9 protein-coding genes are annotated in these 12873 nt (G+C 73.9%); all 9 read right to left on the bottom strand.

Annotation, left to right across the window (positions count from 1 at the left end):
• Positions 1 to 91 precede the first annotated feature (91 nt).
• Positions 92 to 1060, bottom strand: coding sequence for a cytochrome c oxidase assembly protein (locus tag ACFC1R_RS26385; protein WP_375942646.1), 969 nt, complete (start codon positions 1058 to 1060; stop codon positions 92 to 94).
• A 256-nt stretch (positions 1061 to 1316) separates the two neighbouring features.
• Positions 1317 to 3080 carry a hypothetical protein gene (locus ACFC1R_RS26380; protein ID WP_375942641.1) on the bottom strand — a complete coding sequence of 588 codons (1764 nt, stop codon included), beginning with the start codon at positions 3078 to 3080 and terminating at the stop codon, positions 1317 to 1319.
• Positions 3077 to 3829, bottom strand: a complete 753-nt coding sequence (locus ACFC1R_RS26375; protein WP_375942639.1) for an ABC transporter ATP-binding protein — start codon at positions 3827 to 3829, stop codon at positions 3077 to 3079. Before ACFC1R_RS26375 ends, ACFC1R_RS26380 begins: the two co-directional genes overlap by 4 nt.
• Positions 3830 to 4420: 591 nt before the next feature.
• Complete coding sequence (locus tag ACFC1R_RS26370; protein WP_375942637.1) at positions 4421 to 5446, bottom strand: 6-phosphofructokinase; 1026 nt, start codon at positions 5444 to 5446, stop codon at positions 4421 to 4423.
• A gap of 349 nt (positions 5447 to 5795) precedes the next feature.
• Positions 5796 to 6524 (bottom strand): type 1 glutamine amidotransferase, encoded by a 729-nt coding sequence (locus ACFC1R_RS26365; RefSeq protein ID WP_375942644.1) that lies wholly within the window; start codon positions 6522 to 6524, stop codon positions 5796 to 5798.
• A 203-nt stretch (positions 6525 to 6727) separates the two neighbouring features.
• Positions 6728 to 7990 (bottom strand): MurT ligase domain-containing protein, encoded by a 1263-nt coding sequence (locus tag ACFC1R_RS26360; RefSeq protein WP_375942635.1) that lies wholly within the window; start codon positions 7988 to 7990, stop codon positions 6728 to 6730.
• Between the two features lie 520 nt (positions 7991 to 8510).
• Entirely contained in the window at positions 8511 to 9902 is a 1392-nt protein-coding gene (locus ACFC1R_RS26355) for a GNAT family N-acetyltransferase (RefSeq protein WP_375942633.1), read from the bottom strand.
• A gap of 105 nt (positions 9903 to 10007) precedes the next feature.
• Entirely contained in the window at positions 10008 to 11519 is a 1512-nt protein-coding gene (locus ACFC1R_RS26350; protein ID WP_375942631.1) for a pyridoxal phosphate-dependent decarboxylase family protein, read from the bottom strand.
• A gap of 91 nt (positions 11520 to 11610) precedes the next feature.
• Positions 11611 to 12696, bottom strand: coding sequence for a hypothetical protein (locus ACFC1R_RS26345; RefSeq protein WP_375942629.1), 1086 nt, complete (start codon positions 12694 to 12696; stop codon positions 11611 to 11613).
• Between the last annotated feature and the right edge of the window lie 177 nt (positions 12697 to 12873).

Genomic DNA, 12873 nt, shown 5'->3' with positions numbered 1-12873 from the left:
GGGGCGCCGCCGCCGCGACCCCCCGGGGCCCCGGACCCACCCCCCCGACGGCCCGGTGGGGAACGGGGCCCCGGGAGAACGTGAGCCGGGCTCAGCCCGCGTCGGTGACCGGCTTGCCGCCGCGCTTGTCCAGCGAGGCGAGGTACGCGTTGTAGGCGGCCAGCTCGGCGTCGCCGTTGCGGTCGGCGGCGCGGTCGCCGCGACGGGCCTGGCGCTCCTCGGACTTGGCCCACTGGAGCGTCAGCGCGATCAGCACGATCGCGGTCGGGATCTCACCGAAGGCCCAGGTGATTCCGCCCGCGAGCTTCTGGTCGGTGATCAGGTCGGTGCCGGGCGGTGCGCCCTCCACGGTGAAGGTGGTGACCAGCGGGTGGCTGGCCATCATCACCGCGACGCCGAAGAAGGCGTGGAACGGCATGCCCATGAAGAGCTCGATGATCCGCATCACGAAGCCGGGCCGGTGCGGCCCCGGGTCGACGCCCATGATCGGCCAGAAGAAGAGCATCCCGGCCGCCAGGAAGTGCACCATCATCGCGATGTGGCCGATCCGGTACTGCATCAGGTAGTCGAAGAGCGGTGTGAAGTACAGGCCGTAGAGGCTCGCGATGAAGAGCGGAATGGTGAACGCCGGGTGCGAGATCACCCGGACGTACCGGCTGTGCAGCAGTGCCACCAGCAGCTCGCGCGGCCCCCGCCCGCTGCCCTTGCGCGCCGGGCGCAGCGAACGCAGCGCCAGCGTGATCGGCCCGCCCAGCAGCAACAGGATGGGGGAGAGCATGGAGAGCACCATGTGCTGGATCATGTGCGCGCTGAACAGCGCCATGCCGTAGTCGTTCAGCCCGGTGCTGGTCACCAGCAGGATGGTGCCGATCCCGGCGACCCAGGCGACGGTGCGGCCGATCGGCCAGCGGTCCCCGCGCCGGGCCAGCCGGACCACTCCGGCGCCGTACAGCGCGAGCGCCAGCAGGCCGGCGACCAGGAAGGGCCAGTCGGGCGACCAGGTCAGGACGTTGTCGAGGGTGAACGGCCCGAGCGTGCCCATGCCCCCGTGGTGGTGCATCCCTGCCATGCCGTCGCCCATCGGCGCGTCCCGCTTTCCCTCGTTCGTCCGGTCGTCCGGCCCCGATCGGGGTCCGGTTCGTCCGATTTCTTCGGCCCCCAGCCTAGGCGTGCCTTACGCCCTCCTGACAGCCGACCCCCGTCCGGAACGGCCCGGGTGTGAAACGGTGCGGCCCGGAACGGCCCGGTCACCGCCCGGCCGGGACGGCCGGCCGGGGCCGGTGAACCGGGGTGGGCGGCGAGCCGGGCCGACCGTCTCAGGCGCTGACCGGACGGGTCTGTGCGCTCAGCTTCCGGGCCCGGCCCCAGGCCCAGCGCAGCAGCCCCGCCGCCAGGACCAGGCTCCACAGCGCGGCCGTGCCGACGGGGGCCGCCGCCGCGCCGCGCAGCGCCGTCGAGAACGGCAGGGTCAGCACCAGCACCGCCACCGCGGGTCCGGCCGCGTACCAGGCGGCGAAGACGAACGGACCCGCGCCCGCGCCGGTCCCCTGTCGCGCGGAGTACATGAGGTCCTGACGGATCACGCCGCGGCAGGCGTTCACCAGCCCCGCCCCGACCAGGGCCGGGACCGCGGCGGGCAGCAGCCAGACGGCCGGGCCGCCGCCGGACAGGACGAGCAGCAGCGAGCAGGCCAGCCCGAGCAGGACACCGACCAGTGTCGGCAGGACGGCGTGCCGCAGCATCAGGTCGGAGACGGGGTAGGGGGACCAGGAGGCCCGCCGGATGTCGTCCGTCTCGATCCGGGCGGGTTCGAGCAGTTGGGCGACGGCGAGGTAGCCGAAGACCAGGGCGACGGCCGTGGCCAGCGCGGAGGGCACGCCCCGGAATCCGTGGGCCGGCACCGCGCAGAGCAGCGCCGGCACCGTGAGCACCACGGCGCGGCCCAGCCGGGCGGGGGAGCGGAGCAGCGCGAGCGCGTCCCGCCACGGCACCACCAGCCAGGACCGGCGCGGCGCGGGCAGTCGGACCCGGCGCTGCCGGGTGCCGCCCGAGGCGCTGGTCACGGCGAGCCGCGCGGCCCGCAGCTCGATCGTCCGCAGCGCGGCCAGTACCCCGGCCGCGGCGCGGGCCCGCTCCCGCAGCCGGATCAGGGGTACGGTCGCGGCCGCCCGGTCGGCGAGCACCAGGCAGACCAGGGTGGGCGCGATCAGCAGCCCGGCGGCCACCCAGGCGCCGGGTACGGCGGCCCGGGTCGGTGCCAGCGCGGCGATCCCGGCCCAGCCCCACGGGCCCGACCACAGTTCCACCCGCTCCAGCCAGTGCACCGGGTGCCCGGCGGCGGCGAGTACGCTCTGCGTCCCGAGCGCCACCACCAGCAGCGTCGCGCAGGGGGTGAGCCGCCGCACCCACTGGGCGGCCCGGTCGCTGCGTTCCACCAGCAGCCCGGCGCAGGTGGCCAGCAGCGGCAGACAGGCCCCGCCGACCAGGCACCAGCCGAGTGCGGCGGGCAGCCCGACCCGCAGGGTCAGTCCCAGTGCGACCATGCCGCCGCAGGCCGTCACCAGCCCGGGGAACACGGCCAGTCCGCAGGAGAGCCAGAACCACGGCCGGAGCACCGGGCGGGGACGGACCGGGTGGGCGAGCAGCCAGTCGGCCGTCGCCCGGGGCGGTACGACCGGTCCGCGCCAGAGCCCGTCGCGGACGACGAGCAGCACGGTGGCGATCCCGACGGCGGCGATGCCGCTGGGCATCGCGGCGAGCAGGGTGCCGCCGTGGCCGGTGTAGTCGGCGCCCATCGAGGCCTGGAGGAACAGTCCGAGGCTCGGCACGGCTCCCCAGACGACCAGCACCAGCAGCGTGCAGTAGACCGCGAAGCCGATCTGCTTGGCCCGCTGCCGACGGTGCGGCGCGCGCATCGCCCGCAGCAGGGCCAGGGTCTCGTCGGTCCAGTCGTCGTCGGCGGACCACTCGGCGGGCGCCTCCGGGCTCTCCGCGGCCTCGTCGGCGTCCTCGGCCGCCGCCTCGGCGGTGTCGGCCAGGTCGGGGACGGCCGGATCGTCGGCGCGGGTCTCGGCGGTCACCGGGCACCCGCCGGGTCGGCGCTGCGGTCCACGGCGTGCTCCCCGTCCCCGAGGACCTTCCGGGGCGGGCCCTGGGCGACGATCCGGCCGTCCTCCAGGACCACCACCCGGTCGGCCACCTCGCGCGCGAGGTCGGTGTGGTGGGTGACCAGCAGCACCGCCACGCCGTCCGCGAGTTCGGCCCTGAGCAGGTCCGCGAGCCGCCGGCGCGCATCGGGGTCCAGCCGCTGCTCGGGCTCGTCCAGCAGCAGCAGATCGCGCGGCCGGACCAGGGCACAGGCCAGCAGGAGGGACTGCAGCTGGCCGGAGGAGAGCGCCGAGGGCAGGGCGTCGGCCCGTTCGGCGAGCATCCGGTCGGCCAGTACGTGCTCGACCCACTCCTGGGCGTCGGCCACCCCGTGGGCGGCGGCGACCAGCAGCAGGTGCTCGCGCACCGTGAGGTCGGGGTAGCAGGCGACCATGTCGCCGACCACGGCGACCCTGGCCCGGATCCGCGGATCGTTCTCGTCCATCGGGAGCCCGTCGAAGCGGACCGTCCCCTTGGTCGGCAGGTCGCGCCCGGCCGCGATTCGCAGCAGGGTCGACTTGCCCGACCCGTTGTGGCCGAGCAGCGCGACGCACTCCCCGGCGGCCAGTGCCAGGTCCACGGGGTGCAGGACCTCGCGCTCGCCGTACGAGCGGCTCACCCCGGTCAGCTTGAGCAGTGCCTTGCGCGCCCGGACGGGCGGTGCGGCGGGGATCTTGGCCATGTGGACGGAGCCTCTCGACGAAACGTCCGCCCACAGTACCGGCTGGCCGGAAGGCCCCGGCCGGTGGCCGGACACGGGGCCGCGTGGGGCCGCACGGGGTCGCGCGGGGCCCTGGGCCCACGGCCGGCCGGGCCGGGACCTGCCGGCGCACCGGTTCGTCCCGGCCCGGGGAGGACATGTCGAGGTCGCGGCGGTCCGGGTCCGGCGCGAGGCCGCCTGGCCGGGCGGCCCGGTGCCGAAATGCCGCTGCTCGCCTTCGGGTGCCCGGCAGTTGGCGGCGTGGCGGCGCGGTTGCGGCGGACGGAGCGGGTGTGCAGCCGGTGGTGGCCTGTGAACACGGCTGTCAGCAAGGGGAGTTCGTCGGTCCGCACCCCGTGGACCGGCTCCTGGAGGTTATGTGACGAAGTGTCAGGTCATGTCGACCTCGGTCGGGTCGCGGCCGGCCCCTGCGGTCGCGCCCGCGCCTTCGGGGGTACCCGGTCGTGGGCGCGGGGGAGGTGCCGGGGCCGTCGGCCCGCTGCGCCCGGGAAGACCGACGGCCGGCCGCCCTCCCAGGAGGAGGACGACCGGCCGTCGTGCGTCCGGTGCGGGTCAGATGACGGTCTCGGCCTCGATGTAGCGCTCGGCCGGGACGGTCTTCAGCTCGGCGACCGCGTCCGCCAGCGAGACCAGCTTGATCTCGGTGCCCTGGAGCGCGGTGATGTGGCCGAAGGCGCCCTTGTGGGCGGCCTCGACGGCGTGCCAGCCGAAGCGGGTGGCGAGCACCCGGTCGTAGGCGGTCGGGGTGCCGCCGCGCTGGGTGTGGCCGAGGATCACCGGGCGGGCCTCCTTGCCGAGGCGGTGCTCCAGCTCGCGCGAGAGCTGGGTGGCGATGCCGGTGAAGCGCTCGTGGCCGTAGATGTCCTTGCTGCCCTCTTCCCAGTGCATGGTGCCGGGCTCGGGCTTGGCGCCCTCGGCGCAGACCACGATGGCGAACTTCTTCTGCCGGTCGAAGCGTTCGCGGACCACGTCGGTCAGCTTGTCGATGTGGAACGGCCGCTCGGGCACCACGATCGCGTGGGCGCCGGCCGCCATGCCGGCGTTGAGCGCGATCCAGCCGGTGTGCCGGCCCATCACCTCGACCACCATGACGCGCTGGTGCGACTCGGCGGTGGTCTTGAGGCGGTCCAGGGCGTCGGTGGCGACCGAGACGGCGGTGTCGAAGCCGAAGGTGACGTCGGTGCAGGCGATGTCGTTGTCGATGGTCTTCGGCACACCGACCACGGGCAGGCCCGCGTCGCTCATCAGCTTGGCGGCCTTGAGGGTGCCCTCGCCGCCGATCGGGATGATCGCGTCGATGCCGAGGTCCTGGCAGTACTTCTTGGCGCGTTCGACGCCGTCCCGCAGGTGGCTCGGCTGCACCCGGGAGGAGCCCAGGATGGTGCCGCCCTGGGCCAGGATGCCACCCACCGAGTCGAGGGTCAGGGGGCGGTGGACGCCCTCCAGGAGTCCGCGCCAGCCGTCCTGGAACCCGATGATCTCGTCACCGTGGTCGACCACCCCCCGGTGGACCACGGAACGGATCACGGCGTTCAGGCCGGGGCAGTCACCGCCGCTGGTCAGCACACCAATACGCATTGCTTTGCAACTCCCCTGGGGGCACCTCCCAGCCGCCAGGCTGGGGGGAAGAACCGGACGGCCGGACTACCACCCGAATTCGGACACAAGTGATCGAATCGGGCCAGAGGGCAGCTTACGGCTCCTGCGTCCGGCCGGGCAGGCGCCGACGCGGGAGCGGCGCCGTCGGCGCACCCGCGAGAAACTGCACTGGGCGCCGAGGAGGGTGTGCGCCCAGAAGACTCTATGTGGAGCTGAATGTCGTACGGCTGCATTGTCGTACATATGGCGGCGCTTGGGCACCGAGTGACCGCTATCCGGTCAGATCGGTGCCCAAGCGCCGGTCACAGCGCTCCTTGGCAGGAGGCGGTCAGGCGGGCTGGCGGGTCGCGGCGATCCGCTCGGCACGCAGTGCGTCGTACCAGGTGGTGTCGGCCGGCGGCAGGGCGTTCACGTCCAGTGCCAGCTTGATCAGCATGTCGGCGACGGCGGGGTTGCGGGCCATCACCGGACCGTGCAGGTAGGTGCCGAAGACGGTGTCCCGCCAGGCGCCCTCGGTGCCGTCCCCGGTGCCGTTGCCCCGGCCGACCTGGACGTTCGCGAACGGCGAGACGCCCTGGCCGAGGTGGGTGACGCCCTGGTGGTTCTCGAAGCCGGTCAGCTGCGGCAGGCCCAGCCGCGGGTCCACCTCGGCGAGCACGTCGCCGACGCAGCGGGCGCCCTCGCCGCGGGTGGTCCAGACATCGAGCAGGCCCAGGCCCGCCTCGCGCTCGCCGAGGTCGTTGATGAACTCGCGGCCGAGGATCTGGTAGCCGGCGCAGACCGCGAAGATGATCGCGCCGTTCTCGGCGGCCCGGACCAGCCCGGTGTCGTTGCGCAGCCGTTCGGCCGCGAGCCGCTGCGGACGGTCCTCGCCGCCGCCGATCAGGTAGATGTCGCCGCTGGTCGGCACGGCCTGGTCGGAGCGGACGTCGATGCGCTGCACCCCGAGGCCGCGCTGGCGGGCCCGGCGCTCCACGACCAGGGCGTTGCCCCGGTCGCCGTAGGTGCTGAGCAGGTCGGGGTAGACCCAGACCAGGCGCAGGCTGCTGTCACTCATCCGGGAAGACCTTCCGTGCTGCTGCTGCGGCGCGGGCTGCTGCGGTTCGTACTGCTGCGGCGCGGGCTGCTGCTGGCTGTACTGCTGGGGTGCAGGCTGCGGCTGGCCGTACTGCTGCTGCGGGGCCTGCTGCGGGTTGTACTGCTGCTGCTGAGGAGGCTGCTGCGGGTTGTACTGCTGAGGGTGACCGGAGGGGTACGACATCAGTTCGCCACCGCCTTGCGCAGCTGCTGGAACGCGGTGTAGTTGGCGATCGCCTCGATGCGTCCGGGCGGTGCCATCTGGACCGCCTGGTCGAGGGTGTCGATCACCTGGAACTGCAGGCCCGCGACCTCCAGGCGGACGGCCAGGTCCAGCTTGCGCTGGCCCATCACGAAGATCGGGTGGCCGGACAGGCGCTCGTAGTCCACGTCCCAGAGCCAGGAGGTGTCGGTGCCGTCGGCGTCCATCGCGTTCACCGAGAGGATCACCGGGGCCGGGGGGCCGTCGATCAGCGAGAAGGTCTCCAGCCAGCCGGCCGGGTTCTTCGCGAGCAGCAGGCGCACGTCGCGGCCCTGGTAGGAGACCACGTCGTAGCGGCCCGCGACCGCCGTCACCGACTGCATCCGCTGCAGGGCGACCTGCGGTGCCACCCCGAAGACCGCGGCCACGGCGGCCGAGCTGGTGGCGTTGGCCAGGTTGGCCCGGCCGGGCAGCTGGAGCTGGATCGGCCAGGCACCGCGCTGCGGGTCGATGACGTGGGTGCCCTGGAGCGCCCAGTGCGGCTGCGGACGGCGGAAACCGCAGTCCTGGCAGAACCAGTCGTCGCCGGGGCGCTGCATCACACCACCGCAGGACGGGCAGGACCAGGCGTCCTCCTTCCACGCCTGACCGGCGGCCACCCAGACCACCTTGCGGCAGGAGGAGGCGGCCCAGGTCACCAGCGGGTCGTCCGCGTTGGCGATGATCACCGCGTCGGTGTCCTTGAGGCCCTCGCGCCACTTCTCGGCCATCATGCGGGTCTCGGCGGCGCGGTCCAGCTGGTCGCGCGAGAGGTTCAGCAGCGCTATCGCCTTGGGACGGGTGTCGCGGGCGACCCCGGCCAGATACTTCTCGTCGACCTCGATCACGCCGAACTTGGCGTCCGAACCACCTGCCAGCGCAGCGGTGATACCGGCGGGCATGTTGGCGCCCAGCGCGTTGGAGACCACCGGGCCCGCGGCCCGCAGGGCCTCGGCGATCAGCCGGGTGGTGGTGGTCTTGCCGTTGGTCGCGCTGACCAGGACGACGTCGAGGTGCTCGGCCAGGGTGGCGAGCAGATCGGGGTCGAGCTTGAGGGCGACCTTGCCGCCGATCACCGAGCCACTGCCCCGGCCGGCCTTCTGGGAGAGGGCGGCGGCAACCCGGCCAGCCGTCACGGCGAGCTTGGCACGGGCGGGCAGTGAGGCTTCGCGTGCGGCCGTGGCCTCCGAATCGGTGCCTGGCATGCTCAGTGGTTCCTCCTTGCTGCGGCACCGCCCTCGGTCGTACGGGGACCGTCGGGCGGCGGGGACGGGCCCAGCCTACCCACTCCGCGCGCCGGGTCCGAGTCCCGGACCCGGTCTGGCCTGCCTCGGTTGTACCGGCGGGGCCCTGACGGGCCCTCGGCAAGGCCCTCGGCGAGGCCCTCTGCACGGGTCGGTGCGGGCGGCCTCGCAGGGTCCTCCGGGAGCAGGGGGAACCGGACGGAACCGGACCGGAGCACGGGGAACTGCGGGAAGCGGAGGGTCTCTTCGCCGCCCCGGATCCGGCGGAGCGCGGTGCACCGCCGACCGGGAGGCCGGGTGGCGCACCGCGCTCGGTGCGGACGCCTGCCGACCGGCCCGGGCCGTCGAGGACCACTGCAGCTCCCGGCACCGCTGCTCCGCGCAGCTCCCGGCGTCCCTGTCCCGCGCTCCGCTGTCCCGTGCTCCGTTGTCCCGCGCTCCGCTGTCCCGTGCTCCGCTGTCCCACGCGGAGCGCGGGTCCTCAGCGGCCCGGGCCGGCCGGCCAGGGGGCGGGGAGTCGTTCGGCGGCCTCGGTGAGGTGAGCGGTGATCACCAGGGTGCCCTCCTCGACCTGGTAGTCGAGCGGGGCACCCAGCTTCCGCATGGTGGAGATCAGCCCGGTGTTGGAGGCGTGCGTGACGGCGTACACCGTCCGCACCCCGCCCTCCAGGGCCAGTGCCGCCATCCGCCGCAGCAGGTCCACGCCGAGCCCGCGCCGCTGCCAGTCGTCCTCGACCAGCAGGGCCACCTCGGCGCTGTCGTCGTCCCACATCAGATGGGCCAGCGCGACGATCCGCCGCTCCGTGGTCTCCACCGCCAGGGTCTGGCCGTGCCGGGGGTCGAGTAGGTGGTCCAGGTACCGGTCGGCGTCGTTCACCGGCCCGTGGTAGCGCCGGCGCAGCGCCTCCTTCGAGCAGCGGTGGTGCATGGCCAGCGCGGCGGCCTTGTCGTCGGCGTCCGCCCGGCGGACCGTCAGATCGGTGCCGGCCCGGAGGCTGAGGCGGTCCTCGACCTTGGGGACCCGGGGGCCGAGCAGGCTGTCCAGCTCGACCAGGGCCTGGGCGCGGGCGAACTCGGTCGGGGTGAACGGCAGCTGCGGCCTGGTCAGCTCGATCAGGTCGCCAGAGGGCGCGGGCAGCCGCATCACATGGCCGTCCACCCCGGCCGCGGCCTGCCGGCCGGCGCCCGGGTACTGCCGGATCGCGCAGCGGCCGAACAGCTGCCGCAGCGCGACGGGCAGCTCGGCGGCGTCCAGTGCGGTCCGGGTGGCGAGCGCCAGTACGTGGGTCGGCACGTCCACCAGGTCGTGCGCGTCGGCCGGGTCGGTCCAGATGTCCCGGCCCCCGGCGGCGGCGAGCGCGGCGGCCAGTTCGGTGCGGGCCAGCGTCCGCGGTGCGCGGACCAGGAACTCGTCCACGGTGGCGTCGGGCAGCGGGTGGGCCTGCATCGAGACGATGTTCACCCCGAGGCCGGCCAGCGCCGTGCTCACCCGGGCCAGGCTGCCGGGGGAGTCGGGGACGGTGGTGCGGACCCGCCAGAGCGCCGTCTGCTCGAAGTCCCTCAGCGGTCCGGTCACCTCTGCCTCCCCGGGCGGTGCGCCGGGATCGGGCGCGGTCGGCGGGTGCGGGTGCCGGTGTGCCCACCAGACGTGGCACACCGCGGTGACGAGCAGCGCGGCGGCCGAGCCGAGCAGCAGCACCGGTCCGTCGTGCCCGTGCACCACCACGTTGGCGACCAGGTCGGCGACGGCGCAGGCGGTGAAGACCGCCGCGAGTTCCGTGGTGTCCCGGCGCCAGCGGTGCGCGCGGGCGGTGCGGCGCTGGGCGCGGGAGGTGGTGGTGGGCCGGTGGGCCGGAATTGCCGAGGTGTCCATACGGTCATGCTGTCCCGCCGGTGTTTCACGATCACGAATCCCCCGTGACCTGCCGGTAAATGTCTCCGCCCGCCTCCGGGCGGCTTCCGAACCACCGGAGTACGCTCAGCGGATCATCCGATGGTCCGTCAGTTCCGTTGCTGCGGAGCGCACTTCGTCCAGCAGGACGGTCAGGTCGTGCTCGGTGGTGGCGGCGTTCAGCAGACAGGCCCGCAGCATCTCGCGGCCCTGGTACACCGCGCCGGTGACGAAGGCGCGGCCGCGCAGCTGGACGGCGGTCGGCAGTTCCCGGTTGACCGCGTCCACCAGCTGCTCGTCGGCACCGGCCGGGCGGTACCGGAAGGCGACGATGGAGGTCTGCACGGGTGCGAGCAGTTCCAGCTGCGGGTCGGCCTCGACCAGCTCGCCGAGCCGCCGGGCGAGCGCGGTGCAGCGGGCGATGTCGGCGGCGATCCCGGTCCGGCCCCGGTGGGCGATGGTGGCCCAGACCTTGAGCGAGCGGAACGGCCGGGTCTGCTCCATCCCGTACTCGGAGAACCAGCCGAACGAGCCCGCCGTCTCGTCGCGCAGGTAGGAGGGCACCAGGCTGAAGGTGCCGCGCAGCTCCTCGGTGTGCCGGACGAGGGCACAGCCGCAGTCCACCGGCACGCCGAGCCACTTGTGCGGGTCGAGCGCGAGCGAGTCGGCCCGCGCCATCCCGGCGTAGCGGTGGGCGATGGCGGGGTCGAGCACGCCGAAGGCGCCGTACGCGCCGTCCACGTGCAGCCAGAGCCGTTCCTCGGCGCAGAGGTCGGCGATCGGCTCGAAGGGGTCGACGGCGCCGGTGCCGACGGTTCCGGCGGAGGCGACCACCAGGAAGGGCAGCCTCCCGGCGGCGCGGTCCTCGGCGACGGCGGCGCGCAGCGCCGCCAGGTCGAGCCGGCCGTCGGGGCCGGTGGCGACGGTGCGCAGGTTCCGGCTGCCGAGGCCGAGCAGTTCGACGGCCTTCCGGACGCAGGAGTGGGTCTCCGCGGTGGCGTAGCCGACCAGTGGGGGCAGACCGGCCAGGCCCTCTTCGCGCAGGTCGCACCCGGCCAGCCGGGCGGCGCGGTTGCGTGCGGCGGCGAGGCACAGGACGGTGGCCATCGAGGTGCCGGAGGTGAGGATGCCGCCGCCGTGCGGGAGCCCGGGGTCGGAGGCCGGGGGAGGGTGCGGGAAGCCGACCAGCTCGGCGATCCAGCGGACCACGGCGCGCTCCAGGTGGACGTCGGCGTGGTCGCCCCCGGCGGAACTGGGGTTCATCGCGGCGGCGGCCAGGGTGGCGAGCACCCCGGCGGGCGCGGGGGCGGAGTTGACCCAGCCGAAGAAGCGGGGGTGGCCGTTGCCCATCGGGGCGGGCATCACCCGGGTGCCGATCAGCTCCAGCAGCTCGGTGAGAGGGCGGCCCTCGGCGGGCAGCGGCGCGTCGAGCAGCGCGGTCCGCCCGGCCGGGTCCATCGGCTGCCAGACCGGTCGGCCGGGCAGTGCGTCGAGGTAGTCGGCGACCAGGTCGGCGGTGGCGCGGGCGGCGGCGCGGAAGTCGTCGGGCGAGCGGGGCGCGGAGGCCGGCGCGGGGGATTCGGGGGCGGCGTCGCTCATGGTGCTGCTCCAGCGGGTGGGACTGGGGCGCGGCGTCCTCGGCGCACCTGGCTGCGCAGATCATACGACTCGTACGGCCGTGGTCGAGGGGTCAGTCCAGAGTGCTGGACAGACCGCCCGCGCTGCGGCAGTAACCGGTGATCTCCGGGTTGGTGATCTTCTTGCAGAGCCGTCCGGCGGCGCCGCCGTCCGTGTAGTTGACGGTGTAGTAGCTGACCAGGCCCTCGGTGCAGGCCTTGCGCTGCCAGGCGTCGGCGGCGGTGGCGCACTGCTGGGCGGCCCAGTCCTCGCGGTCCAGGTTGTACTTCATGGTGCGCGAGCCGACGCCCCGGCTGCAGTCGTTCGCGCCGCCGGTGGCCTGGCCGTTCAGGCACCACTTGAGGGCTGCGGCGAAGACCTCGGGGTGGTCCTGCCAGTCGTGCGAGCTGAGGTAGAGGGTCGGCGCGTAGAAGTAGCAGGCGGACTGGAAGAGCGCGGGCTGCTCCGGGCAGGGGTAGAGCGGCTCCTTGGCGATCCGGTCGGCGGGGAGGTTGGCCTTGGCGTTCTCGTCCTCCTCGTCCGGCGCGAAGAGCTGCATGAACAGGCCTTCCGAGCAGGTGATCCGCTTGGAGTCGGTGGGGAACTTGCTGCACAGCGCCCGGGCGGAGGGGATGTCCTGCTTGGTGACGAACATGATCCCGTGGCCGACGCCGTGGATGCAGGGTCCCTTGTTGGCGGGGGCGCAGAGGGTGAGGATGTCCTCCTCCGGGCTCTTGGAGTTGGCGAGCATCTCCTCCACGGCGCCGTGCAGGTACCCGGCGGCGCAGGTCTCGTGCGGGAACGAGATGACCTTCTGGAAGTCCTCGTGGTAGCGCTTGACGGCGGCGTGGCCGAGCTCGTGCGCGATCGGGTGGCAGAACCGCACGGTGTACGGGGACTTCTTGATGATCTTGTCCAGGTCGGCCAGTGCCACGCCGGGATCGCTGGCGTCCATCTCGGCCATCAGCTTGTTGCGCAGGGTGCTGCGGGTCCACACCGCGGGGTCGCCGGTGGGCGCGGGCGACCCCGCGGCTGCGGCGGCCGGGCCGGGGGCGACGGCGGGTGCGGCGGTGGGAACCCACGGGGTGACGGCGGCCGCTCCCAGCCCGAGTGCGCCCAGCAGGGCGGCCGTGATGATCGCGAAGATTCGCGGTTGCATGCGCATGTCCCCTGGCGGATCGCTTCGGACAGGTTCTCTTCCCATCCTGGAGGTATCGGCCCGAGGACAGCCGGGTGGAAGAGCTGTTCGGGTGGAGCGGCCGCACCGCCGCCAGGGGTCGGGTGTCGACCCCGCCGTGCGGCGCGGCCGCTCCGGTCAACGAGCGGGCCCGCGCCC

This window comes from Kitasatospora sp. NPDC056138 (genome assembly GCF_042264695.1).
GTDB lineage: Bacteria > Actinomycetota > Actinomycetes > Streptomycetales > Streptomycetaceae > Kitasatospora.
The sequence above is the reverse complement of the archived record's forward strand: the minus strand, read 5'-3'. Positions and strand labels throughout refer to the sequence as shown.